The organism is Sphingomicrobium sp. (assembly GCA_036563485.1).
Classification (GTDB): domain Bacteria; phylum Pseudomonadota; class Alphaproteobacteria; order Sphingomonadales; family Sphingomonadaceae; genus Sphingomicrobium.
In genome coordinates this window covers 596,140-621,584 of record DATCMI010000001.1, presented here as the reverse complement: position 1 = coordinate 621,584, position 25,445 = coordinate 596,140, and the positions used below count along the sequence as shown (strand labels likewise).

24 protein-coding genes and 1 tRNA gene are annotated in these 25,445 nt (G+C 66.0%); 20 read left to right on the top strand and 5 right to left on the bottom strand.

The features are described from left to right. Positions 1-87: 87 nt before the first annotated feature. The 14 genes from VIL42_03285 (at position 88) to cyoD (ending at position 13,574) form a co-directional block, all read left to right on the top strand. Positions 88-1,053 carry a glycosyltransferase family 2 protein gene (locus tag VIL42_03285; GenBank protein HEY8591871.1) on the top strand — a complete coding sequence of 322 codons (966 nt, stop codon included), beginning with the start codon at positions 88-90 and terminating at the stop codon, positions 1,051-1,053. Positions 1,054-1,293: 240 nt separating this feature from the next. Then, a complete protein-coding gene (locus tag VIL42_03280; GenBank protein ID HEY8591870.1) occupies positions 1,294-3,477 on the top strand; it encodes an outer membrane beta-barrel family protein in 2,184 nt (727 codons plus the stop codon). Positions 3,478-3,535: 58 nt separating this feature from the next. Then, a complete protein-coding gene (locus VIL42_03275; protein ID HEY8591869.1) occupies positions 3,536-3,808 on the top strand; it encodes an HNH endonuclease in 273 nt (90 codons plus the stop codon). Positions 3,809-3,862: 54 nt separating this feature from the next. After that, positions 3,863-4,420 (top strand): DUF3617 domain-containing protein, encoded by a 558-nt coding sequence (locus VIL42_03270; GenBank protein HEY8591868.1) that lies wholly within the window; start codon positions 3,863-3,865, stop codon positions 4,418-4,420. 28 nt (positions 4,421-4,448) lie between these two features. Next, entirely contained in the window at positions 4,449-5,339 is an 891-nt protein-coding gene (locus VIL42_03265) for a diacylglycerol kinase family protein (GenBank protein ID HEY8591867.1), read from the top strand. A gap of 77 nt (positions 5,340-5,416) precedes the next feature. After that, positions 5,417-5,995 carry a hypothetical protein gene (locus VIL42_03260; GenBank protein ID HEY8591866.1) on the top strand — a complete coding sequence of 193 codons (579 nt, stop codon included), beginning with the start codon at positions 5,417-5,419 and terminating at the stop codon, positions 5,993-5,995. Between the two features lie 38 nt (positions 5,996-6,033). Next, entirely contained in the window at positions 6,034-6,561 is a 528-nt protein-coding gene (locus VIL42_03255) for a DUF2721 domain-containing protein (protein ID HEY8591865.1), read from the top strand. Continuing rightward, on the top strand, positions 6,558-7,550 hold the full coding sequence (gene glpX, locus VIL42_03250) for a class II fructose-bisphosphatase (GenBank protein ID HEY8591864.1): 993 nt from the start codon (positions 6,558-6,560) through the stop codon (positions 7,548-7,550). Before VIL42_03255 ends, glpX begins: the two co-directional genes overlap by 4 nt. A gap of 32 nt (positions 7,551-7,582) precedes the next feature. Further along, a complete protein-coding gene (recJ, locus tag VIL42_03245; GenBank protein ID HEY8591863.1) occupies positions 7,583-9,334 on the top strand; it encodes a single-stranded-DNA-specific exonuclease RecJ in 1,752 nt (583 codons plus the stop codon). 41 nt (positions 9,335-9,375) lie between these two features. Further along, a tRNA-Glu gene (locus tag VIL42_03240) sits at positions 9,376-9,451 on the top strand. A gap of 100 nt (positions 9,452-9,551) precedes the next feature. Further along, positions 9,552-10,532 carry a ubiquinol oxidase subunit II gene (gene cyoA, locus VIL42_03235; GenBank protein ID HEY8591862.1) on the top strand — a complete coding sequence of 327 codons (981 nt, stop codon included), beginning with the start codon at positions 9,552-9,554 and terminating at the stop codon, positions 10,530-10,532. Then, positions 10,529-12,544: a cbb3-type cytochrome c oxidase subunit I gene (locus tag VIL42_03230; protein ID HEY8591861.1), complete on the top strand. Its 2,016-nt coding sequence runs from the start codon at positions 10,529-10,531 to the stop codon at positions 12,542-12,544. The genes cyoA and VIL42_03230 overlap by 4 nt, the downstream gene beginning before the upstream one ends. Further along, on the top strand, positions 12,541-13,185 hold the full coding sequence (gene cyoC, locus VIL42_03225) for a cytochrome o ubiquinol oxidase subunit III (protein ID HEY8591860.1): 645 nt from the start codon (positions 12,541-12,543) through the stop codon (positions 13,183-13,185). The genes VIL42_03230 and cyoC overlap by 4 nt, the downstream gene beginning before the upstream one ends. Further along, on the top strand, positions 13,182-13,574 hold the full coding sequence (gene cyoD, locus VIL42_03220; protein HEY8591859.1) for a cytochrome o ubiquinol oxidase subunit IV: 393 nt from the start codon (positions 13,182-13,184) through the stop codon (positions 13,572-13,574). Before cyoC ends, cyoD begins: the two co-directional genes overlap by 4 nt. Positions 13,575-13,702: 128 nt before the next feature. Here cyoD and fghA read toward each other — a convergent pair whose 3' ends face one another. Genes fghA through VIL42_03195 form a run of 5 tightly spaced genes read right to left on the bottom strand, consistent with a single transcriptional unit; the run spans position 13,703 to position 17,152 of the window. Continuing rightward, positions 13,703-14,539, bottom strand: a complete 837-nt coding sequence (gene fghA / locus VIL42_03215) for an S-formylglutathione hydrolase (protein HEY8591858.1) — start codon at positions 14,537-14,539, stop codon at positions 13,703-13,705. Between the two features lie 2 nt (positions 14,540-14,541). Next, positions 14,542-14,919, bottom strand: a complete 378-nt coding sequence (locus VIL42_03210; protein ID HEY8591857.1) for a VOC family protein — start codon at positions 14,917-14,919, stop codon at positions 14,542-14,544. A 12-nt stretch (positions 14,920-14,931) separates the two neighbouring features. Beyond that, positions 14,932-15,303 (bottom strand): cupin domain-containing protein, encoded by a 372-nt coding sequence (locus tag VIL42_03205; protein ID HEY8591856.1) that lies wholly within the window; start codon positions 15,301-15,303, stop codon positions 14,932-14,934. 53 nt (positions 15,304-15,356) lie between these two features. Beyond that, entirely contained in the window at positions 15,357-16,469 is a 1,113-nt protein-coding gene (locus tag VIL42_03200) for an S-(hydroxymethyl)glutathione dehydrogenase/class III alcohol dehydrogenase (protein ID HEY8591855.1), read from the bottom strand. Beyond that, the gene (locus tag VIL42_03195; GenBank protein ID HEY8591854.1) at positions 16,466-17,152 is read right to left on the bottom strand and encodes a type 1 glutamine amidotransferase; all 687 of its coding nucleotides are present in this window, start codon (positions 17,150-17,152) and stop codon (positions 16,466-16,468) included. The genes VIL42_03200 and VIL42_03195 overlap by 4 nt, the downstream gene beginning before the upstream one ends. A gap of 46 nt (positions 17,153-17,198) precedes the next feature. Here VIL42_03195 and VIL42_03190 point away from each other — a divergent pair, with 46 nt between their 5' ends. The 6 genes from VIL42_03190 to VIL42_03165 all read left to right on the top strand — a co-directional run bounded on the left by VIL42_03190 (position 17,199) and on the right by VIL42_03165 (position 25,405). After that, positions 17,199-17,963, top strand: coding sequence for an SDR family oxidoreductase (locus tag VIL42_03190; protein HEY8591853.1), 765 nt, complete (start codon positions 17,199-17,201; stop codon positions 17,961-17,963). After that, the gene (locus VIL42_03185; protein ID HEY8591852.1) at positions 17,960-18,769 is read left to right on the top strand and encodes an enoyl-CoA hydratase family protein; all 810 of its coding nucleotides are present in this window, start codon (positions 17,960-17,962) and stop codon (positions 18,767-18,769) included. The genes VIL42_03190 and VIL42_03185 overlap by 4 nt, the downstream gene beginning before the upstream one ends. Further along, positions 18,769-19,905 carry an acyl-CoA dehydrogenase family protein gene (locus VIL42_03180; protein HEY8591851.1) on the top strand — a complete coding sequence of 379 codons (1,137 nt, stop codon included), beginning with the start codon at positions 18,769-18,771 and terminating at the stop codon, positions 19,903-19,905. Before VIL42_03185 ends, VIL42_03180 begins: the two co-directional genes overlap by 1 nt. After that, complete coding sequence (locus VIL42_03175; GenBank protein HEY8591850.1) at positions 19,902-20,297, top strand: RidA family protein; 396 nt, start codon at positions 19,902-19,904, stop codon at positions 20,295-20,297. The genes VIL42_03180 and VIL42_03175 overlap by 4 nt, the downstream gene beginning before the upstream one ends. Then, positions 20,294-21,976: an AMP-binding protein gene (locus VIL42_03170; protein HEY8591849.1), complete on the top strand. Its 1,683-nt coding sequence runs from the start codon at positions 20,294-20,296 to the stop codon at positions 21,974-21,976. The genes VIL42_03175 and VIL42_03170 overlap by 4 nt, the downstream gene beginning before the upstream one ends. Positions 21,977-22,075: 99 nt before the next feature. Further along, the gene (locus VIL42_03165; GenBank protein ID HEY8591848.1) at positions 22,076-25,405 is read left to right on the top strand and encodes a PAS domain S-box protein; all 3,330 of its coding nucleotides are present in this window, start codon (positions 22,076-22,078) and stop codon (positions 25,403-25,405) included. Positions 25,406-25,445 lie beyond the last annotated feature (40 nt).

Here is a 25,445-nt window from a genome sequence, read left to right as displayed (position 1 = left end):
TTCCGGTTAGGTAACGAATTGCGCTCCGACATGGCCCAAAGGCCGGGGTCGACCGAAACTTTCCATCGTGATGCGCGATTCAGCACCATGAGCTCTGCGCGCCTGCCACTGAGTTACGTGCTGCCGATCGCCGCGTCCGCGTCGCAAGATCAGGCGCTCTCGACATATTTGAGAGCGCTCCGCGCCTTGGTCGACGACCTGATCGTCGTCGACGGCTCGCCGCCCGACATATTCCGGGCCCATGCGAGCGTGTGGGGCGGCGTCGCGCGGCACGTCCGTCCCGCGGTGCAGACGGCCAACGGCAAGGTCGGCGGCGTAATCACGGGAGTCCGCCTCGCGCGACAGGAAGTGGTGATCGTCGCCGACGACGATGTGCGCTACGGGCGCGCAGAGCTCGAGCGGATGATCGCGCTGCTCGAAGAGCATGAGGTCGTCCGCCCGCAGAACTTCTTTCATCCGCTACCGTGGCACGCCCGCTGGGATACAGCGCGGTCGCTGCTCAACCGGCTCGGCGGCGGCGATTGGCCGGGAACGCTTGGGCTGCGCCGTTCCGCTTTGATGGCGGCCGGCGGCTATTCGGGCGATGTCCTGTTCGAGAACCTCGAGCTGGTTCGAACGATCAAGGCTGCAGGCGGGCGCGAAGCCGTGCCGCTCGACCTGTTCGTCGAGCGACGGCCGCCCGAGACGCACCATTTCCTCAATCAGCGCGTCCGCCAGGCTTATGACGAATGGGCGCGCCCGGGCCGGCTGGCTGCGCAGCTTTCGCTGCTTCCGCTGGCCGTGGTCACGGCACGGCGCCGGCCCGGGCTGCTTGCATTGGCCGTCGGCATGGCCGTTGCTGCCGCCGAGCTCGGCCGCCGAAAAGGCGGAGGCGAGCGCGTCTTTCCGGCGACCAGCGCCTTGTGGGCACCTGCCTGGCTCGCCGAACGGGCAGTCACCTCCTGGCTCGCCGTGGGAACCCGGCTGCTGCTGGGCGGCGTCCGCTACCGCAGCGCACGGCTGCGCGATGCCGCAACTCCGATGAAGAAGCTCAAGGCCAGGCTCGAAGCTTAAGCGGGCCGCTCGGTCCGCCGCTCGTCGGCGCGGCTCATTCGCTTGTCGCCGCGGCAATACCTCCTGTCGAAATCGAACGACTCACGTCGATTTCAGCAAAACATCAGCCCTCGATCATGCTCCTCAGGCGGCCGTCGCATAGCAGCGTCCCGGCCGCAGCGCCGGGTTGCAGCTTGAACTGTACTAGAGCTAGCGTATTAATACAGTAACTCAGATTCGATTTCAGGGGGTTTCTCGAACATGCGTACTCAGTCGTTCGCTCTGCACTGCTCAATTGCCGCCCTCGCCATGTGCCTCGCAGCACCGGCAGCGGCGCAGGCGCAGGCCAGCACCCCGCAACCGGCGCCCAAGGCGCAAGCCCCGCAGCAGGGAATCACCGTGACTGGCCAGCGCGCCGACGTCGTGACCAGCGCGGATCGCATCAGCTTCAACGTCAGCAAGGACCTGCAGGCCCAGACCGGCACCGTCGCCGACATGCTTCGCAACGTCCCCGGCGTCGAAGTCGACCTGCAGGGCAATGTCAGCTTGCGCGGCGACCCCAGCGTCAAGATCCTGATCGACGGACGGCCGTCGTCAGTGCTGAGCGGCGACAATCGCGGCGATGCCCTGAACGCCATGCCGGCCGGGCAGATCGAGCGGGTCGAGGTCATCACCAACCCGTCGGCGGCGATGAGCCCGGAAGGAAGCGGCGGCGTCCTCAACCTTATCACCAAGCGCGGACGGCAGGGCAGCAAGTCGGCGACCGCGAAGGCGACGTTCGGCGGGTTCGACCGCCTCGGACTCAGTCTCACCGGCTCCTCGTCGGCGAACGGCACGACCATCAACGGCGACGTCAATTTCCGCAACTTCGCCAACGATGCGTCGATCGTCCAACTGCGCACGCGCCGCGACCCGGCGACCGGCAACTTCGTCGACAGCCGCCTCGAAGGAGACATCGAAAACAAGTTCAATGCGCGGATGGGCAAGCTGTCGATCGACCGCGACCTCGACAAGTCGAACCGCGTAAGCGCCGAGGTCAATGTTCGCCGCTTCTCCATCGAAGGCGACCGGGACGACATATTCCAGAGCGATCTGGCCGCGGCGTCCTACAGCCGGCACAGCGACGTCGACGCCTCGAACCGCGGCGTCACCGGCAAGCTGTCGTGGCGCCGGACGCTGCCCGGCAAGGACCACGAACTCGTCGTCGACCTCATGGCCGACAAGGGCAGCTTCCGCCGCGAACAGCGCGCCGTCACGGATTTCGCGGTGGCGCCGAACTCGTACGAGACGATCCGCAATGCGTTCGACCAAAGGCTGTTCAACCCGAAGGTCGACTACAAAAGGCCGATCGGCGAAACCGGATCGCTCAACCTCGGCTACGAGGGCGAATATTCGACCAGCAAGTTCGACTTCTACGGCGCCCGCGGCCCCGCGGAAAGTGCGCTGGTGGAGCTACCGGCGCTGACCAACGAGTTCGATTATGGCGAGCGCGTGCATGCCTTTTACGGCACCTACGACTTCAGTCTCGGCAAACTTGAAACCCACGCCGGGCTGCGGCTCGAACAGGTCGGGCTGGACATCGACCAGGTGACCGACGGCACCTCGTTCGACCAGCATTATTTCCGCGCCTATCCGACGGTTCACTTCAACTACTCGCTGCCGAAGGACCAGCAGCTGCGGGCCAGCTACAGCCGCCGCATCCAGCGCCCGTCGCCGCAGGACCTCAACCCCTACATCATCTACCTCGACCCGCAGAGCGTGCGCCGCGGAAATCCGTTCCTGAAGCCGGAGATCACCGACTCGTTCGAGTTCGGCTGGCAGAAGCGCAAGAGCCCGTCGTTCCTGTCGCTGACCGCCTTCTACCGCCGCTCGACCGGCGGCATCACCGACGTCATTACCGACATCGGCGGCGGCACCTTCCTCAACACGCGGTCGAACCTCGCAACGGCGCGGCGCGTCGGCGTCGACGCGATCCTCAACGGCAAGCTCAGCAAGACGCTCACCTACAATGCGTCCAGCACCTTGTTGTGGAACGAGATCGACACGCGCCAGGCGGGCTTTGAAAAACGCTCGGGAACCAGCGTCAGCGTGCGCGGCAACATGACCTGGCAGCCGACCAAGAAGGACATGTTCCAGCTGAACGCCGTGTACAACGGCAAGCAGCTGATCCCGCAGGGCTACCGGCTCTCGAGCGCAATCCTCAACTTGGGTTACCGCCGCACGATCAACGACCGCCTTAACTTCACCGTCAGCGGCCAGGACGTCCTCAGCACCGGGCGCCAGAAGCTGGTGGTCGAAGGCACGGACTTCCGCGACCGGCTGACCGCTCGCGGGAGCGGCCGCACCATCCTGTTCTCGCTCGGCTATAACTGGGGCAAGGAAAGCAAGCGCAAGGACGCGGGCTTCGAGTTCCAGCAGCAGGGCGGCGGCGACATCGCCCAATAACACTAGTTCACAACGGCGCGGCGGAACCTCTCCCCAAGGCCGCGCCGTTGTGACGCCCATGGGCGATCATGAGGCGAGCTGCTGGCTGTGCGGACGGCCGATCGGCACCCGCGTCGAATATCATCATCCACTGCCCAAGAGCCGCGGCGGCCGGGAGACGGTGCCGGTTCATCCGATCTGCCATCGCACCTTGCACAAGAGCTTCACCAACAAGGAACTTGCAGTGCTGCCGGTGGATGAGCTGCGCGCAAAACCCGAGCTCGCCGCTTTTCTCCGCTGGATCGCATCCAAGCCGCCCGACTTCCACGCGCCGACGCACCGCCGCCGCTAGTGCCCGCAAGCGGCTGCGCTTATGGTGCCGCTCACAAGAGGGGAGTTTGGTCACATGAGATATGCCGTTTTGCTGATCGGCTGCGCGCTGCCGCTCGCCGCCTGCAACCAGTCGCCCGAAGTGAAGGCCAAGGACGCCAGCGTCGAGGAAGTTGCAAAGAAGGTCCGCGAAGCGGGCGGGGACCAGAGCATGATCCGCGCCGGCCTGTGGCAGTCGAAGGTCACGATCGAGCAACTCGACATGCCGGGCATGCCGCCGGAAATGGCGTCGCGGATGAAGACGATGATGGCGCAGAACCAGCCGCACGGCTTCGAAACCTGCCTGACCGCCGAGGACGTGAAGCGTCCCAAGGAGGACTTCTTCGCGGGCAAGAACAATCAATGCCGCTACGACCATTTCACGATGGGCAGCGGCAAGATCGATGCGGCGATGCGCTGCGGCAGCAAGGAAGGCACGCAGGTCATGCAGATGGCCGGCACCTACTCGCCCGAAAGCTATCAGGTGCAGACCGCGATGAACATGGAAACCAAGGGCCACGACGAAGGCGGCATGGCGATGCGCCTGCGTGTCGAGGCCCACCGCGTCGGCGAGTGCACGGCTAGCCAGGGCTAAAGGGCGCGCCTGAGAAGCCTGCGCAGCGATGGCGCGAGTACAGGCAGTCCTGAACCGCGGCAGCGGCACCCTGGCCGCGGCGCCGGACCTCGCCGAGCGCGTCCGCAAAGCGCTTGAGGATGCCGGCGTGGACGCGGAGGTCGGGCTTTTCAGCGGCAAGGACTGCGCGATCCGCTCCGCGGAGGCGGCGGAGCGCGGCGACCCGCTGCTGATCGTCGGCGGCGGCGACGGAACGATCAGCGCCGCCGCGTCGGCTCTCGCCGGCACTGAAACGCGCCTCGCCATCTTGCCGCTCGGGACGCTCAACCATTTCGCGCGCGATCTCGGCATTCCGCCGGCCCTTGACGACGCGGCACGGCTGATCGCCGCCGGCAGCGAACGGCGGGTCGACCTCGGCGAGGTCAATGGCCGCATCTTTATCAACAACAGTGCCGTCGGCCTGTATCCCTTGATGGTGCTCGACCGCGACCTCCAGCAGCGCCGGCTGGGACGGAGCAAGCGCCTGGCGATGCTCGTCGCCTCGGTCCGGACGCTCGCGCGCTTCAACCATCGGCGGCTGACGCTAACGATCAACGACGAACTGGCCGAGCGCGTCGACACGCCTTTGCTGTTCGTCGGCAACAATGACTATCGCACCGACATCGGCGCAGCCGGGCGGCGCGAAAGCCTCGAGGACGGCAGCTTGAGCCTGTTCGTGATGCGCAAGAAGACGCGCGCGGGCTTCATCGCCGCGGTGCTGCGGGCGCTGCTCGACCGGACTCGTGACGACGACATGGAACGGCTCGACAATGTCCAGCGGCTGCGCGTGACGGGGCGGCGAAAGCATGTCGCCATCTCGCTCGATGGCGAGGTCGTGGCTGCCGAGCTGCCGCTCGATTACCGCATCCGCGCCAAGGCGCTTCGGGTGATCGCTCCTTAATCTGCGCGGCTCCCGGTGGAACAAGTCGCGCACTCCTGTGGTTCGATGCGCGGGCAGAACGACGTTAGGGTGTGACAGTGGCCAGCCAGGCTGAAGCGAACAGGGTCGCTCGGAACCGCGCGCGGGGACTGCTTGCGGCAGGCCTCGCCATCATCCTCCTCGGCATCGGCGCGGCCCTCCTGCCGGCGCGCGAGCGAATCTCATCGGATCTCATCGCTGCATTGCTGATCGCTGCCGGGATGATCGAGGCGATTGCCGGCTCGCTCCGCCGCGAAGCGCGGCTGCTGGCGATCGCGGCGGGATGCGTGACCGGGCTTGCCGGCCTGCTCCTGATCCTCAACCCGACCACGCATTTCTTCCCCAATGCGACCCTGGTCGTCGCATGGCTGTTCATCCGGGGCGCGATCCTTGCGCTCGCCATCCGGCTTACCGACGGAACGGTGCGGGTGTGGACGGCCATTTCGGCCGGCGTCGATTTGCTTCTTGCGCTTCTCCTCGTCGCCGGGCTTTCGATCGCCACCGTCGTCATCAGCCTGTTCGGCCCGACGGCGCCGCTGGTCGCCAGCTTCGCCTGGTTCCTTGCGGCGAGCTTCATCGCCAATGGCGTCCTCCTCCTCGAAGTGTCGGGCTGCGAACGGCAGAGCGCCACCAGCTGAACTTGCCACGATGGGGAGCCGCTTCGATAAGGCGGCCCATGTTCGAAACGCCCGATGCGCTGAATGTCACGACCATCGCCGAGATCGTGCGTCTGGCGGTCGCGCCGGTGTTCCTGCTGAGCGGCATCGGCGCGTTCCTCAACGTGTGCGCATCGCGGCTGTCGCGGATCGTCGACCGGTCGCGTGACGTCGAGCCGCGCCTGCTGGCCAGCCGCGGGCTCGAGCACGACCGCTGGCTCGGCGAATTGCGGACGCTCGACCGCCGCATGCGCCTGGTCAGCTGGACCATTTCGCTGTCCGTCTTCTCGGCCGTGCTGACCTGCGCGGTCGTCATCCTGCTGTTCAGCGCCAGCCTGACGGCGCTTCACATCGCCACCGCGATCTCCTGGCTGTTCATCGCCTCGATGATCGCCATCGGCCTAGCGTTCGGCATTTTCCTCATCGAGACCCAACTCGGTTCGCGCGCGGTGCGGGTGCGCAGCGAACTTCTCCAGCATCGCGCGGTGGACGAGGGCGCGAGCGCCTCCTATCGCGGCCGCGCAACAAGGGAGCCTCACGACACATGAATCGCGCCGACGCCGCCAGCAACACTCTCGACCGGGTCCTCGTGCTCGAAATGGTGCGGGTCACCGAAGCGGCGGCGATCGCGTCGGCGCGCTGGATCGGCCGCGGCGACAAGCATTCGGCGGACCAGGCGGCGGTCGAGGCGATGCGCAACGCGCTAAACGAGCTGCCGATGGACGGCACCGTGGTGATCGGCGAGGGCGAGCGCGACGAAGCGCCGATGCTCTATATCGGCGAAAAGGTCGGCTGCGCGCAGGACAGCGGGCCGGGCATCGATATCGCCCTCGATCCGCTCGAGGGCACCGACCTTACGGCCAGCGGCGGCCCGAACGCCCTTGCGGTCCTGGCGATCGCCGAAAAAGGCTGCCTGCTCAACGCTCCCGACACCTACATGCAGAAGATCGCGATCGGTCCCGGCTATCCGGAAGGCACGATCGACCTGAAGGCGACGGTCGCCGACAACATCGGGTCGGTGGCGAAGGCCAAGGGCGTGGAACCGAGCGAAATCATCGCCTGCGTGCTCGATCGCCCGCGCCACGAGTCCATCATCGCGGAGCTTCGCGCGCTCGGATGCGGCGTGCGGCTGATCCCCGACGGCGACGTCGCCGGCGTCATCGCCACCGCGGACCCGGAGACGGGCATCGACATCTACATGGGCAGTGGCGGCGCGCCCGAGGGCGTTCTCGCCGCGGCTGCGCTTCGCTGCGTCGGCGGTCAAATTCAGGGCCAGCTCCTTTTCCGCAACGACGACGAGGTGGAACGCGCCCGCCGCTGGGGCATCGACGACCTCGACCGCGTCTACAGCCTGAAAGACATGGCCAAGGGCGACTGCATCTTCGCCGCCACCGGCGTCACGGACGGCTCGCTTCTGAAGGGTGTCCACCGCCGCAAGGATTGCACGACGACCGAAAGCATCGTCATGCGCGCCAGCACCGGCACCATCCGCCGTGTGTCCACAGAATATCGCGATCTCAAGCATCGCGGGCTCTAGACCGCGGAATCGCCGACTCTTACCTTCGCGGCGTGGCAGCCGCTCTGAACATCGAACGATCCGTGACCGGGCAGCCGTGGCGCTGGCGGCGCCCGCCGGCTGACGAGCCCGGCATGGACGCGCTCATCGACGAGCTGCTGATGGCCCGCGGCGTCGCGCGCGAGGATCTCGCCCGGCATCGCGAACCGAAGATCCGCGACTTCCTTCCCGACCCCAGCTGCTTCCAGGACATGGACAAGGGGGCCAAGCGGCTGGCCGACGCGGTCGAACGCGGCGAGACGATCGCCATCTTCGGCGACTACGACGTCGACGGCGCGACCAGCGCCGCGCTTCTGGTGCTGCTGCTCCGGCGGCTCGGCGCCGACCCGGTCACCTATATCCCCGACCGGCTGATGGAGGGCTATGGCCCGTCGGGTAAGGCGCTGTGCGAATTGAAGGCGAACGGCGCGCATCTTGCCGTCTGCGTCGATTGCGGGGCCCAGGCCTTCGAGGCACTCGAAGAAGCCAAGGCGGCCGAGCTCGACGTGATCGTCGTGGACCACCACCAATGCGCCAGCCTGCTTCCCGTCGCCTATGCGCTGATCAACCCCAACCGGCTGGACGAAAGCGAGGACGGGGCGTCACACGGCCATCTCGCCGCGGTCGGCATGGCCTTCCTGCTCGGCGTCGCCTTGCTTCGCGAGCTGCGCGGCCGCGGCTTCTTCTGGAGCAAGAGCGAGCCGAAGATGCTCGACCTGCTCGACCTTGTCGCGCTCGGCACCGTCGCGGACGTCGCGCGGCTGAAGACGCTCAATCGTGCCTTCGTCACGCAGGGCCTGAAGATCATGGGCGCGCGGCAGAACATCGGCCTCGCCGCGCTGATCGAAGCGTCGCGGCTGACCCGCGATCCGATCTGCCGCGACCTCGGCTTTGCGCTGGGGCCGCGGATCAACGCCGGCGGGCGGGTCGGCAAATCGGATCTCGGCGTCCGGCTGCTGACCGCGACCGACCCGGAGGAGGCGCGGAGCATCGCCGCCGAGCTCGACCGCCTCAACGAGGAACGCCGCGCGATCGAAATGCTGGTGACCGAACAGGCGCTGGCACAGGCGGAAACCCAAGCCGACGCGCCAGTCATCACCGTCATGAGCGGCGGCTGGCACCAGGGCGTGATCGGCATCGTCGCCGGGCGGGTGAAGGAACGGTTCGGGCGCCCGGCGATCGTGATTGCCGAGTGCGAGGACGGCACCGGCAAAGGCTCCGGCCGGTCGATCAGCGGCGTCGATCTCGGCGCTGCGGTTCTTGCGGCGAAGGAGAGCGGGCTGCTGATCGCCGGGGGCGGGCATGCGATGGCGGCGGGCCTGACCCTGCCCGCGGGTGGGCTCGAGCCTTTCCGCGCCTTCATCAACGACCGCCTCGCTGCGGACGTCGAGCGTTCGCGCAGCGACCGGGCGTTGCTGCTCGATGCCCTCCTCGCGCCGGGCGGGGTGGCGGCGGCGCTGTGCGATGCGCTCAATGCCGCTGGACCCTATGGCGCCGGCTGGCCGAGCCCGCGCGTCGCGGCGGGGCCGGCGCGGCTGCTCAAGACCGGGATCGTCGGAGACGGCCACGTCCGCGGGATTGCCTGCGGCGATGACGGCAAGAGCTTCAAGTTCATCGCCTTCCGCAGCGCCGCGACCGAGCTCGGCCAGGCACTCCTGTCATCGGCCGCCGACGCCCGCTGGTGGCTGGCCGGCACGATCAAGCGCGACGAGTGGAACGGCGGCAACAATGCGGAAATGCATCTCGACGACGCTGCACTTGCTTGACCGGCTGGCGGTGCTCGCCTAACCGGCTCCGCGCCGTTACCGGCCCCATCGTCTAGCGGTCTAGGACGTCGCCCTTTCACGGCGAAAACACGGGTTCGAGTCCCGTTGGGGTCACCAGCGTATCAACAGTCGGCGGCGTCAACCCCGTAAGATTACGGAGGTCGGATTGCTGCACTGCACCCTAGATAGCCACGGCAGTCGACGGAGGCTCGTGAACTTGTTCGGTGATCATCGCTGGCGGCACGCCGCTCGGGCAGCAGCCTGCGCCGGCGCGCTCCTCTTCTTGGGCGCGTGCAATCGCGGGATCCTCGATCCCGTCGGTCCGGTCGCTGCCGCCGAGAAGCAGATCCTCATCAATTCGACCGCGATCATGCTGGCGATCATCATCCCGACGATGATCGCGACGGTCGCGGTCGCTTTCTGGTTCCGCCGCGGCAACACCAAGGCGACCTACCGGCCCGACTGGGAATATTCCGGCTCGATCGAGCTTGTGATCTGGGCGGTGCCGATCCTCACCATCATGCTCCTGGGCGGGATCACCTGGATCGGCAGCCATCAGCTGGAGCCGAGCAAGCCGCTCGAATCCAAGGTGCCGCCGGTCAAGGTCCAAGTCGTCTCGCTCGATTGGAAATGGCTGTTCATCTACCCCGACCAGGGCATTGCCACCGTCAATCGCCTCGTCGTGCCCGCCGGAACGCCGGTCAGCTTCGAGCTTACTTCGGCGACCGTGTGGAACGTCTTCTTCGTCCCGCAGATGGGGACGATGATCTACGCGATGCCGAACATGACCACGCGCCTGAACCTTCAGGCCGACCGCACGGGCAAGTTCGAAGGCCGCTCGGCGCAGTTCAGCGGCGATGGTTTCCCGGGCATGGAATTCCCGGTCTATTCGGTGCCGCGCCAGCAGTTCGCCGCCTGGGCACAGTCTTCCCGTTCGGGCCCGGCGCTCAACGCCGCCAGCTACAAGCAGCTCGAAAAGCCCAGCAGCTACGTCAAGCCGATGACCTTCGGCAGCGTCGATCCCCGCCTGTTCGCCACCATCGCGATGGGCAAGGGGGGCCATGCCATGCCGCAACGGCCGCACAATCTGCCGTCCCCCGGCGCGTCCACCGCTCAACCTGAAAGCCCCATCGAGGGGCCGTCACCCGCAGATCAGCCGCCGCCCGCCGGGCTGGCCGCACCTGGAGCCCGTCAATGAGTCCGATCTTCGGCAAGCTGACCTGGGAGGCCATCCCCTTCCAGGAGCCGATCCCGCTTATCACTTCGATCATCGTGCTGATCGGCCTGGCGGGCCTCGCCTGGTGGATCACCAGGATCAAGGCGTGGCCGTTCCTGTGGAACGAGTACATCACGTCCACCGACCACAAGAAGATCGGCATCATGTACATGGTGCTCGGCTTCATCATGCTTCTGCGCGGCTTTGCCGACGCGATCATGATGCGCGCCCACCAATATCTCGCGGTGGGCGAAGGGCAGGGTTATCTGACGCCCGAGCATTACAACCAGATCTTCTCCGCCCACGGCGTGATCATGATCTTCTTCGTGGCGATGCCGCTGGTGATCGGCTTCATGAACTTCGTGGTGCCGCTGCAGCTCGGCGTCCGCGACGTCGCTTTTCCGACGCTCAACAACGTCAGCTTCTGGCTCAACGCCTCGGGCGCGCTGCTGATCAACATCTCGCTGTTCGTCGGCGAATTCGCGCGCACCGGCTGGCTCGCCTTCCCCCCGCTTAGCGAGAAGGCCTTCTCGCCCGGTGTCGGCGTCGATTATTACCTGGTGGCGCTACAGATATCAGGCGTCGGGACGACACTGACAGCGGTCAATTTCGTCACCACCATCCTCAAGATCCGCGCGCCGGGCATGAGCTATTTCCGCATGCCGGTGTTCTGCTGGACCAGCCTCGCGTCGAACCTGCTGATCCTCGCCGCTTTCCCGGTGCTGACCGCGACGCTCGCGATGCTGATGCTCGACCGCTACCTCGGCTTCCACTTCTTCACCAATGACGGTGGAGGGAATTCGATGCTCTACATGAACCTGATTTGGATCTGGGGGCATCCGGAAGTCTACATCCTCGTGCTGCCGGCCTTCGGCATCTATTCTGAAATCGCGGCCACCTTCTCCGGCAAGCCGCTGTTCGGCTACCGCTCGATGGTCTTTGCGACGATGGTGATCTGCGTCCTGTCCTTCACCGTCTGGCTGCACCACTTCTTCACCATGGGGGCGGGCGCAAACGTCAACGCCATCTTCGGCATCGCCTCGATGCTGATCGGCATTCCGACAGGCGTGAAGATCTTCAACTGGCTGTTCACCATGTACGGGGGACGCGTCCGGTTCACGGTGGCGATGCACTATCTGATCGGCTTCATGCTGCTGTTCGTCGGCGGCGGCCTGACCGGCGTCCTGCTGGCGATCCCGCCGGTCGATTTCGTGACGCACAACAGCCTGTTCCTGGTCGCGCACTTCCACCACGTAATCATCCCGGGCGTCGTGTTCGCGATCCTCGCCGGCTACACCTACTGGTTCCCAAAGGCGTTCGGCTTCACGCTCGACGAGCGGCTCGGCAAGCTCGCTTTCTGGGGCTGGTTCATCGGCTTCAACCTCGCCTTCATGCCGAGCTATCTGCTCGGCTTCTGGGGCGGCACGCGCCGGATGCAGCACATCTCCGACCCGACGTGGAAGCCGTGGCTGGGCCTCGAGCTGATCGGCGCCTTCTTCATTGCGGCGGGCATCTTCTTCCTTGCGGCGCAGCTGTTCTGGTCGATCAAGACCCGCGACCAGCGCCGCGACGTCACCGGCGATCCGTGGGACGGCCGCACGCTCGAATGGCTGACCCTGTCGCCGCCGCCGCACTATAATTTCGCGGTGCTTCCCGACGTCCACGGCGAAGAGGCCTATTGGCACCGCAAGCAGCTGGCGATCGAACGCGCCACCTTGCTTCCGGAACCGGCCTACAAGCCGATCGAAATGCCGCTGAACACGCCGACCGGCGTCGTCGTCGCCTTCTTCGCGACGATCTGCGGCTTCGCGATGATCTGGTACATCTGGTGGCTCGCGATCCTCGGCCTCGTCGGCGCCTTCGCCGTGACCGTCTGGTACGCGTGGCAGGACGAGCATGAGCACGTCATCCCCGTCGAGGAAGTCATCAAGAACTCGCGGGAGCGTCGCCGCATCCGCCAGCAGAACCTTCAGAACCTGAGTCAATCGGTATGAGCGGACAACATGCGGCCACTATCGGCCTGACCCACGGCGCGTCGCAGGACACGGGCCTCGGCCATCGCGGCCCGGAATCGAAGAGCATCGTCGTCCCGTACGGCTTCTGGCTGTTCGTCCTGTCGGACATGATCCTCTTTTCGACCTTGTTCGCCACGTACGCGAGCCTGGTGAATGCGACCGACGGCGGGCCCACGACCCACGAGCTGTACGACCGCACGCTGGTCGCCGTCGAAACCATGGCGCTGCTGTTCTCCAGCTTCACCTGCGGTCTCGCGGTCATCGTCGCCAAGCGCGGCAACATGCTGTGGACGCAGATCTGGCTGGCCGTCACCGGCTTCCTCGGCCTGATCTTCCTCGGGCTCGAACTTTACGAGTTCGCGCACATGATCGGCGAAGGCGCGGGGCCGCAGCGCAGCGCCTTCCTGTCGAGCTTCTTCACGTTGGTCGGCACCCACGGCCTTCACGTCTTTGCCGGCCTGCTGTGGCTCGGGACGACGATGGCGCAGATCTTCGCCAAAGGGTTCCGCGAGCACATCATGCGCCGCCTGCTGTGCTTCAGCATATTCTGGCATGCCTTGGACATCGTCTGGGTCGCCATTTTCACCATCGTCTATCTGATCGGGACATTGCCGGCATGAGCGAGCACGAACATCAGGAGATGCTGGACGTCGCGCCCGGCGCCCCGCACGACAGCATCCTCAGCGAAACCGCAGCTTATGTGATCGGCCTCGGCTTTGCGCTGCTGCTGACTGCAGTCTCGTTCTGGGTCGCGTCGACCTCGTCGATTTGGGGTCCGGGCGTCGCGGTCGGCCTCATCGTGCTCGCCATCGCGCAGATGGGCGTGCACCTGGTCTTCTTCCTCCACATCACCAGCGGTCCGGACAACACCAACAACGTCCTTGCGCTCGCCTTCGGCGTGCTCATCGTCTTTCTGGTGATGGTCGGCACGATCTGGATCATGGCGCACCTGGCGCACAACACCGGGCCGACGCCGGAGATGATGAACCTGCAAATGCAGAAGGGCTGAAGGCCCGCGCGCAAGCGGAGGCTGCAAAGCAGCCAAGCTTGCGCAAGAGAGGCGGATACCCCGCCAGCGTGCGCGCGCAGCGCGACACGTCTGACGGCACGGGATTCACTCCCGTGAGGGGCAGTGCGTCACCTCGTCAGCCGCTCCGCGTGCCAGCGCAGATGCTCGGCCATGAAGGTCGAGATGAAATAATAGCTGTGGTCGTATCCCTCCTGGCGCCGCAGCGTCAGGGCAATACCGGCATCGGCGCAGGCGCGTTCGAGCAGCTCAGGGCGAAGCTCCTGGCTCAGGAACTGGTCGGCGGTGCCGATGTCGACCAGCAGCTCCGGCACCCGCGCCCCATCCTCGATCAGCGCGACCGCGTCATGCTTGCGCCAGCGCGCGCGGTCCTCGCCGAGATAGCCACTGAGCGCTTTTTCGCCCCACGGCACCTGCCCCGGCGCGACGATCGGCGCAAAGGCGGAGACGCTGCGGAACCGCTCCGGATTGCGAAGCGCGACCGTCAGCGCGCCGTGGCCGCCCATTGAGTGCCCGGTAATTGCCTGCCGATCCAGGTCGACTGGGAACTCGGCGGCGACCAGCTGCGGCAGCTCCTCAGTCACATAGGACCACATGCGAAAGTGCTTCGCCCAGGGCTCCTCGGTCGCATCGACGTAGAAGCCGGCGCCCTTGCCGAAGTCATAGCCCTCGGCATCGGGCACATCATCGCCGCGCGGGCTCGTGTCCGGCGCGACGAACGCCAGCCCCAGCTCGGCGCAAGCGGCGCGATACTCGCCCTTGTCGGTGACATTGGCGTGGGTGCAGGTCAGCCCCGACAAATACCAGACGACCGGCACCTTGCCGCCACTGTCAACCTGCGGCGGCAGGTAGATGGAGAAGGTCATGTCGGTGCCGGTCGCGGCGCTCGCATGGCGAACGACGAGCTGCTGCCCGCCGTGCGCTTTGTTTTCGGAGATGACCTCGATCGTCACTGCGCCGGCCTGTGCAAGCCGCACAGCTTGTTGCCGTCGGGGTCCCGCAGATAGGCGAGGTAGAGCTTGCCGAATGCATTCTCGCGATAGCCGGGCGGGTCGCAGCCTTCGCATTCGCTGCCGCCCGCGGCGATCCCCCGCTGGTACCAGGCGTCCACCTCTTCGGGGCTGTCGAAGTTGAAGCCGATCGTGCCGCCATTCGCGTGGTGCGCCGGCTGGCCGTCGATCGGTCGGGAGACCATGAACACCGACCCCTTGTTCCGGTAAGCGAGCCGGCCCTTGTCGTCCTGATGGCCTTCCTTGCCGATCAACTGGTCATAGAAGCTCTTCGCTCGCGCCGTGTCGTTCGACCCGACCATCACGTGACTGAACATTTCCGATCCCTCCTATAGCTCGACCGCATGCGTGGCGGTCGCATTGTCCCCGGTGTTCGGCGTGCCGTTCGGGTCGATCAGCAGCAGCTTCACTTCGCCGTGACGGGCTGCCGGCCGATGCTCCGTCCCGGCCGGGACGACCAGCAACTCACCAGGGCGCACGGTGACCGTCCTATCGCGAAAGTCCATGTCGAACTCCCCCTCAATTATGAAGAACAGTTCGTCGGTTTCGTCGTGCTTGTGCCACACCCATTCGCCATGGGTCTTCACCAGCCGGACTTCATTGTCGTTGTAGCGGGCGATGATTTTGGGCGCCCAATGGTCCGAAAAGGCATCGAGCTTGTCGGCAAGGTTGACGTGGGTAGGGGCGCGAACGTCGGACATGGCAAGTCTCCTTGACATCTCCCTCAGCAGCCCGGTGCCTTCATAGCGGAACGTCAGTAAACGACAACGCTCCTGATGCTCTCGCCCGCATGCATCAGGTCGAAGCCCCTGTTGATTTCCTCGAGGCTCAGCACGTGGGTGATCATCGGGTCGATGGCGATCTTCCCGTCCATGTACCAGTCGACGATCTTCGGCACGTCGGTGCGGCCCTTAGCGCCGCCGAACGCGGTCCCGCGCCAGTTGCGCCCGGTCACCAGCTGGAACGGCCGCGTCGCGATCTCCTTGCCGGCTTCGGCGACGCCGATGATGATGCTGGTGCCCCAGCCACGGTGGCAGCATTCCAGCGCGGTGCGCATCACTTCGGTATTGCCGGTGGCGTCGAACGTGTAGTCGGCGCCGCCGTCGGTCATCTCGACCACCTTGGCGACGATGTCCTCGCGGCTCATGCCACGCGTGTTGAGGAAGTCGGTCATGCCGAACTTCCGGCCCCATTCCTCGCGGTCGGGATTGATGTCGACGCCGATGATCTTGTTGGCGCCGACGAGCTTCGCGCCCTGGATGACGTTGAGGCCGATACCGCCCAGGCCGAACACCACGACATTGTCGCCTGGCTCCACCTTGGCCGTCTTCGTGACCGCCCCGACACCGGTCGTGACGCCGCAGCCGATGTAGCAGCTGGTCTTGAACGGCGCGTCCTCGCGGATCTTCGCGACGGCGATTTCCGGCAGCACGGTGAAGTTCGAGAATGTCGAGCAGCCCATGTAATGGAAGATCTGCTGACCCTTGTAGCTGAAGCGGCTGGTGCCGTCGGGCATCACGCCCTTGCCCTGGGTCGCGCGGATCGCGGTGCACAGGTTGGTCTTGCCGGACAGGCACGACTTACACTGGCGGCATTCCGGCGTGTACAGCGGAATCACATGGTCGCCGGCCTTCACGTTGGTGACCCCCGGCCCGACTTCGCGCACGATGCCGGCGCCCTCATGGCCGAGGATCGACGGGAACAGCCCTTCGCTGTCCAGCCCGTCGAGCGTGTAGGCGTCGGTGTGGCAGATGCCCGTCGCCATGATCTCGACCAGCACTTCGCCGGCCTTGGGACCTTCGAGGTCGACCTCGACGATCTCCAGCGGCTTCTTGGCTTCGAACGCGACGGCGGCGCGGGTCTTCATGCATCTTCTCCGTTCAAGAATCGGCGCATCCACTTGGCGACGCGCTCATTGTCGTTGGGTTGGTCGAGCGACGCGAGCGCCGCATCGGGATCGTTGACCCGGTCATAGCGCTTTTCGATCAGCGCCTTGGCGTAAGCGGGCGAGAATTCCGGGTGAAACTGGAAGCTGATCGCCGGTCGTTCCTTCCACGCCAGCGAGGCGTAGGGCGTGAACGGCGATGCCGCGACTACGTCGGTACCGGGCGGCTGCACCACCACCTGGTCCTGGTGCGACGCGGGAATGTCGATCGTGTCGGTCTTGTGGATCCACGGCGCTTCGTGCGTGACCCAGTAGCGGTGGAGCCCGGCTCCCCAGCCTTTTTCCGACTTGATGACGGTGCCGCCGAGCGCCTGCGCCATCGCCTGGTGGCCGAAGCAGACGCCGATCATCTTCTCGTCGCGAGTGTCGCGGATGAACTGCAATAAAGGCGCGATCCAAGGCAGCTCTTCGTAAACGCCGGCGGGCGACCCGGTGACGAGAAAAGCGGGATAGTCGCCGCGCGCCGGATACTCGCCTTTGGTCACATCGAAGGTGTCGATCTCGAAACCGTCGCCCAGGAGCTCGGCGAACATGTCGGTATAGCTTCCGAACTGGTCGGCGAGCGGGGCAGGGGGAACTCCGGTCTCGAGCGCTGCGATCTTCATGGCCGCCGCCTTGCCACCGGAAATGCGTTGCGCCAATGCTTCAGCCATGGGGAAAGCGCTCGAAGGACGTCACGCGCTGATTACCGGTGGCGGCACCGGGATCGGGGCTGCTGCGGCACGCTCACTGGCCGCGGAAGGGGCGAACCTGTCGCTGCTCGGCCGCCGGATGGAGCCGCTCGAAGCGGTAAAGGCGGAGCTAGGCGGCCAGGCGATCCAGTGCGACGTCACCGACGCCGACCGCATCCGCGCGGCATTCAACGAGGCGCGCGAGGTCAACGGGCCGATCGACCTGCTGATCGTCAACGCCGGGATCGCGGAGAGCGCGCCGTTCCACAAAATGACGCGCGAAAGCTGGGACCGCATCATCGCCACGAACCTGACCGCCGCGTTCGAATGCACCCACGCCGCGATCGGCGACCTGCTGAAAAGCGAGAGCGGCCGTATCGTCTACGTCGCGTCGGTCGCGTCGCTCCGCGGCGTGCCCTACGCCGCCCATTATGCCGCATCGAAGCACGGCCTGCTCGGCCTGATGCGCAGCCTCGCCGGCGAATATGCGAAGACCAACCTGACGGTGAACGCGGTCTGCCCCGGCTATGTCGACACGCCGATGACCGATCAGTCGGTCGCACGCGTCTCCGCGATCACGGGCCGAAGCGAGCAAGAGTCTCGCGGCGCCATCACCAACATGAATGCGAGCGGCCGGCTGGTCGATCCGGCGGCGATCGGCAACGCGATTGCGATGCTTTGCCTGCCCTTGAGTCGCGACATCAACGGGGCTGAGATTACGCTGGACGGCGGTACCAACGCATGAGCTTCCACGCCGCGACGTTCCAGCCGAAGCACTTCCTGTGGAGCTTTGACAAGGGCGTCGCGACGGTCACGCTGAATAGGCCTGAGCGGAAGAACCCGCTCACCTTCGAAAGCTATGACGAGCTTCGCAACAGCTTCCGGGCGCTGAACGACGCGCGAGATGTCAAAGTCGTCGTCCTCACCGGCGCGGGCGGCAATTTCTGCTCCGGCGGCGACGTGCACGAGATCATCGGTCCGCTCACCAGGATGGACTTCGACGGGCTGCTCCAGTTTACCCGCATGACCGGCGACCTCGTCCGCGCGATGCGCCAGTGCCCGCAGCCGATCATTGCCGCGGTCGAAGGGGTCTGCGCCGGTGCCGGCGCGATCATGGCGATGGCCAGCGACCTGCGCATTGCGTCGCCGAATGCGAAGACAGCATTCCTGTTCACCCGCGTCGGCCTGTCGGGTGCGGACATGGGCGCTTGTGCGATCCTGCCGCGCCTGATCGGCCACGGACGCGCCGCCGAACTTTTGTTCACTGGCCGGACCATGAGCAGCGAAGAAGGCCTCGCCTGGGGATTCTACAATCGCGTCGTCGACGATGCGACGGCTGAAGCCGCGGCGATCGCCGACCAGCTCGCGCGGGGGCCAACCGCTGCCCACGCGGTCACCAAGCGCCAGCTCGATGCCGAATGGGACATGGGGATCGAGGAAGCGATCGAGATGGAAGCGGAGGTCCAGGCCCGGTGCATGCAGACCAACGATTTCAAGCGCGCCTACGAAGCCTTCGCGAACAAGCGCCAGCCGGAGTTCCAGGGCGACTGATGGACCGGACGTTCCTCAGCTGGCCCTTCTTCGAGCCGCGGCACCGGGAGCTTGCCGAAGAGCTGCTCGGCTGGTCCGCCTTGCTCGCCGAACCCGGACCCGATCTCGACGCCGAGTGCCGCTCCCTGGTCAGCCGCATGGGCGAAGCCGGCATTCTCAAGCTCTGCGTCTCGGACGGCGACACACGCCCCGACGTGCGCAGCCTAGCGCTCGCCCGCGAAACGCTCGCTTACCACAGCGCGCTCGCCGACTTCGCCTTCGCCATGCAGGGCCTCGGTTCCGGCGCCATTTCCCTGTTCGGCACTGTTGAGCAGAAGCGCGAATGGCTGCCGCGCGTCGCATCTGGCGAAGCGGTGGCGGCCTTCGCGATGACCGAGCCGGAATGCGGCTCCGACGCCGCGAACATGCGCACGGCCGCGCGCCGCGACGGCGACGAATGGGTGATCACCGGCGACAAGACCTACATCTCCAACGGCGGAATCGCGGACTTCTATTTGACCTTCGCGCGGACCGGGGGAGACGGCGCGAAGGGGCTGTCCGCATTCATCGTCCCCGCCGATCAGGTCACCGTCGCCGAGCGCATCGAGGTGATCGCACCGCATCCGCTCGCCCGCCTCAGCTATGACGGGGTCCGCATCCCCGCCGATGCGATCGTCGGCGAGCCAGGCGAGGGCTTTCGCATCGGCATGGAAGTACTGAACCTGTTCCGCGTGACGGTCGGTGCCGCGGCCCTCGGGCTCGCCCGCCGTGCGCTCGACGAGGCGCTGGCCAGGTCGCTGACGCGCCGCCTCGGCAGCGGAACCCTCGCCGACAATGCCGTGACGCAGGAGAAGCTCGCGGAAATGGCGCTGGCGGTCGATGCCTCCGCGCTCCTCATCTACCGCGCCGCCTGGCAGCAGGACGAAGGCGGGATCGACAACCGCCGCGCGGCGGCGATGGCCAAACTCCACGCCACCGAAACCGCCCAGCAGGTGATCGACATGGCGGTGCAGATGCACGGCGGCGCGGGCGTCACCCGCGGCGTCAAGGTCGAGGAACTCTACCGCGATATCCGCAGCTTGCGCATCTACGAAGGCGCAAGCGAAGTGCAGCGCCAGATCATCGCCCGCGACTTGCTCAAGGAATTCCGCCGATGAAGATCCTGCAGCCGCCGACCTGGCCGCGCCCGAAAGGCTATTCAAACGGCATCAGCGCACGCGGGCGGATGATCTTCACCGCCGGGGTCGTCGGCTGGGACGAAGGCCAGAATTTCTATTCGCCAGACATGGTCGAGCAGTTCGCACAGGCGCTGCGCAACGTCACCGCCATCCTTGCCGAGGACGGCGCCGGGCCCGAGCATATCGTCCGCATGACCGTCTATGTCGTCGGCATCGAACACTATCGCGCCCACCTCGGCCAGATCGGCCAGGCGTGGAAGGCGATCATGGGCCGCAGCTTCCCCGCCATGGCGCTGGTCGAAGTGAAGAACCTCGTCGAGCCGGCGGCAGTGGTCGAGATCGAAGCCACGGCCGTGGTGGAGGACGAGTGACGTACGACGGCTTCGTCCGCGACCGCCTCCCGCCGCCGGAGCTGCTGCCCGAATTCCGCTTCGACCTGCCCGAGCTTCAATATGCCGAGCGCCTCAACGCCGCCGCCGAGTTGCTCAAAGGCGGCGTGCCAGAAGCGCTTGTGATCCTCAACCAGCATGGCCGCTGGACTTTTGCAGAGCTCGACCACTTCAGCGGCCGCATCGCGCGCCTGCTGGTCGAGGAATATGGCCTCGTTCCCGGCAATCGCGTGCTCCTGCGCGGGCCGAACAGCTACACGATGTTCGCGGCCTGGTTCGGCGTCATCAAGGCCGGCGGTGTCGTGGTCGCGACCATGCCGCTTCTCCGGCCGGGCGAAATCGCGACCGTCATCGACCGCGCACAGATCAGCCATGCGATCGTCGACAGCCGCTTCATCGGCGACTTCCGCGAAGCGCAGGACCAGACGCGCTTCATAAAGCACGTGATCAAATATGACGGCGACTATGGCCGCGGCGACCTCGAGACCCGCACCGCATCACTCGATCCGCTGCCGCCGGTCGACACGCACCGGGACGATCCGGCGCTGATCGCCTTCACCAGCGGCACCACCGGCGAGCCCAAGGGCTGCGTGCAATTCCACGGCGACATTCTCGCCCCCTGCGACAGCTTTGCCCGACATCTCATCGCGCCGGCGCCCGGCGACATCTTCATGACCAGCGCGCCGATGGCCTTCACCTTCGGCCTCGGCATCACCTTGCTGTTCCCGCTGCGCTTCGGCGCCGCCGCCGCGACCCTCGAACAAGCGAGCCCGCCGGCCATGCTCGAAGCGATCGGCCAATTCGGCGTCACCCACCTCGGCACAGCGCCGACCGCCTACAAGGCGATGCTTGCCACAGAGTCGCAGGCTCAAACCGTTCGCCCTGAGCCTGTCGAAGGGCTGTCCTTCTCCTCGATCCGAGACAAGGACAGTGCTTCGACAAGCTCAGCACGAACGGGATTAGAAAAAGCGCTCAAGACCCTGCGCTGCTGCATTTCCGCCGGCGAACATTTGCCCGAAGCGACCTGGCGCTCGTGGAAGGAGCGCACCGGCATCTCGATCATCGACGGCATCGGCTCGACCGAGATGATGCACATCTTCATCTCTGCCGCGGGCGACGACATCCGGCCGGGTTCAACGGGCAAGGCCGTGCCCGGCTACATCGCGACCGTGCTCGGCGACGACGGCAAACCGCTGGACGAAGGCACCGGCCGCCTCGCCATCAAGGGCCCGACCGGCTGCCGCTATCTCGATGACGACCGGCAGAAGAACTATGTCGACAGCGGCTGGAACGTTACGGGCGACACATACCGCAAGGATGCCGACGGCTATTTCTGGTACCTCGCGCGCAGCGACGACATGATCGTCAGCTCCGGCTACAATATCGGCGCTCCGGAAGTCGAAAATGCGCTTCTCGCCCACCCCGCGGTCACCGAGTGCGCGGTCATCGGGGTGCCCTGTCCGGAGCGCGGCCAGAAGGTGAAAGCCTTCGTCGTCCTCGCCGATTTTGCCGAAGCGTCGGACGAGCTTCGCGAGAAGCTGCAGGCCTTCGCGAAGGAGCAGATCGCGCCCTACAAATATCCTCGGGAGATCGAGTTCGTGGACTCGCTGCCGAAGACCGCGACCGGCAAGCTGCGCCGTGTCGATCTCAGGAACGGATAAGCCTTTCGAACGGCTTTCGCACCTGCCCGCCTCCAATTATGGAGGCGTCTGGTGAGCCGCGAACCTGCGGATTCGACCCGGTAGGTGACCTGCTCTTCAATGGCTTCGATCGACGTTGCTGACCGGCCCAATGTCCCCGACTTCCTGACCGGCGGGGGCGCCATGGGCGCGCTGATTCGCCAGCACGATTGGAGCCATTCCCCCCTCGGCCCGCCGGACCGCTGGCCTCAATCGCTGCGGTCGGTCGTCGACCTGCTGCTCCATTCCAAATTCCCGATGTTCGTTGCCTGGGGGCAGGAGCTGGGCTTCGTCTACAACGATCCCTATGCCGAAATTCTTGGCGTCAAGCATCCAGCCGCGCTCGGCGCGCGTTTCCACGACATATGGGACGAGATCTGGCCTGAAATTTCGCCCCTGATCGACGCCGCCATGGCTGGCGAGGCGAGCTATCACGAAAATTTGCCGCTCGTCATGCGCCGCAAGGGGTTCGACGAACAGACCTTCTTCACGTTCAGCTATTCCCCCGTTCGCGACGAGAGCGGTGCCATCGCCGGCATGTTCTGCGCCTGCACGGAAACGACCAAGCAGGTGGTTGGCGAGCGTCGGCGCGATGCGCTGCTGACGCTGGACTCGATCCTGCGCGACGTCGCCGCGACGGGCGACCTGTCCTTTGCGGCGTCGGAGCTCCTCGGCCGTGCGCTCGGCGTCCAGCGTGTCGGTTACGGCGTGATCGATGGGGCGGAGCATACGATCGCGGTCGAGCGCAACTGGAGCGCGCCGGGCTTCGCCGATGTCGCCGGTGTCCACCGGTTCCAGGACTACGGTGACTATATCGACGAGCTGCTATCCGGCACTCCCGTTGCCAATGCGGACGTCGAGGTGGATCCGCGCACTAGCGCGAACATGGCGGCGTTCCGCGCACTCGGGATCGGTGCGCACCTCGACGTGCCGGTAGTCGAGGACGGCCGCGCCGTCGCTGAAATGTTCGTGCACTCCGCCGTGCCGCGTATTTGGACCGCCGAGGAGATTGCCTTCGTCCGTGACATTGCGGAGCGGACCCACGCCGCGATTGCCCGCCGGGCGGCGGAACAAGAGCACCGGGACAGCGAGGAGCGGTTCCGCGCCGTCTTCAACTCCGACCTGGTCGGACTGACCATTTTCGACACGGGCACGCGCGTCACGGAAACGATCAATGATCGCTTTCTGAAGATGACCGGCCACAGCCGCGCCGACTTCGAAGAAGGCCGGTGGGACTGGCGCGATTTCACGGTGTCCGAATATCTGCCGCTCGACGAAGCGGCGATCGCCCAGGCGCAGGAGCGTGGCTGGTGGGACCCGTACGAGAAATATTATCGCGCATTGGACGGGCGCCTGTTCCCGGTGCGCCTCTCATCGGCGCCGCTGCCCGGCTATCCCGGCAAGGTCATTGTCTCGGTCGAAGACATTACCGAGCGGACCAAGGCCGAAGCGGCGCTGCGGGAAAGCGAAGCGCGCTTCCGGCTGATGGCGGACGCGGTGCCGCAGATCGTCTGGATCACCGACGCTGACGGCAAGGCCGAATTCTTCAACAAGCAATGGGCGGATTACACGGGCAGCGACTACCATCCGGGGACCGCCGCCGAAGTCGCCGCCAGTCATGTCCACCCGGACGACATCGCGCCGACGATGAAAGCCTATGAGGATTCGCGGCGCACCGGCGCCACCTTCCTCGTCGAGCACCGGATCCGGTCGAAAAGTGGGGACTATCGCTGGTTCCTGGTTCGCGGCGAGCCCTACCATGATCCGCAGACCGGCAGGATCACGCGCTGGTTCGGGGCGTCGGTCGACATTCACGACCGCAAGATGGCTGAGGCGGCGCTGCGGCGGCTCAACGACACGCTGGAGGAGCAGGTCGCGGCCCGCTCCGCCGAGCGCGACCGGCTGTGGAACCTGTCGCAGGACATGCTCGCGCGTGCCGACTTCGGCGGCATGATGTCCGCAGTCAGTCCCGCTTGGGAGCGGGTGCTGGGCTGGGACGAGGGCGCGCTCCTTTCGCGTCCCTATGCGGACTTCATGCACCCGGATGACGTACGGCCCACCCTCGATGCGATCGCGCGGATGGCGGAGACGGGGAGGCCGGCCCGGTTCCAGAACCGGATCGCGACCAGCGACGGTGGCTGGAAACATATCGAGTGGACCGTGGCGCCGGAACCCGGCGGCGCGAATTTCATCGCCGTCGGCCGCGACCTGACCGATGGCAAGCAGCAGGAGGAAGAGCTCGAAGTCGCGCGCGAGGCCTTGCGCCAGAGCCAGAAGATGGAAGCGCTCGGCCAGCTCACCGGCGGCATCGCCCACGACTTCAACAATTTGCTGACGCCGATCGTCGGCGCGCTCGACCTGCTCCGGCGCAAGGCCGATGAGGAGCGGTCGCTCAGGCTCATCGACGGCGCCCTGACCAGCGCCGAGCGCGCCCGCACCTTGATCGCGCGCCTGCTCAGCTTCGCTCGCCGGCAGCGGCTCGAAGCGCGCGACATTTCGCTGACGCGGCTGATGCTCGGTACCGTCGACATGCTCAAGCGCGCGATCGGCCCCAAGGTCCGGCTCGACCTCGACTTGCCCGACGGCGATCTGTGCGTCCGGGTCGATCCCAACCAGCTCGAGCTTGCGCTGCTTAACCTCGCGGTGAACGCGCGCGACGCGATGGAGGATGGCGGCACGCTCACCATCCGCGGCAGCAAGGAAAGCATCGGCGCTGGGGACAGGGCATCGCTCGGGCCGGGCGACTATGCGCGCATCCTTGTCGAAGACGATGGCCACGGCATGGACGCCGACACGCTGCGCCTGGCGATCGAACCCTTCTATACGACGAAGGAGCTTGGGCGCGGCACCGGCCTTGGCCTGTCGATGGTCCACGGGCTTGCGGCCCAGTCGGAAGGCGCGCTGCACATCAGCAGCGAGGTCGGGAAGGGCACCCGCATCGAGCTATGGCTGCCGCTTGGCTCAGGAGCGCCCGACACCGAGCAGGAACGCTCGGACGAGCCGCTCGGCGAAGTGACGCCGCTCAAGATCCTGCTGGTCGATGACGAGGATCTGGTGCGGGCCGCGACCGCCGACATGCTCGTCGAAGTCGGGCATACCGTGCACCAGGCTCATAGCGGCCCGACCGCGCTGAACATCTTCAGCAGCGACCCGACCTACGATCTGCTGGTGACCGACTATGCGATGCCCCTGATGTCGGGCGCGGCGCTCATCCGCGGCATCAAGGAGCTTGCGCCGACGATCCCGGCGCTGCTCGTCACCGGCTATGCCAGCGCGACCACCGACGTGCCTGCCGACGTGCCCCGCATCGAAAAGCCCTTCCGCGCGGTCGAGCTCATTCGGCGGATCGAGGAACTGGCCGGATCGAAAGCCCGCCGGACAGGAGCGGCAACTCAGCCCGACGCGGTCTAGCCGGGGCGAGCGCGAACGACGGCAGGAACCCCCCGGCTTC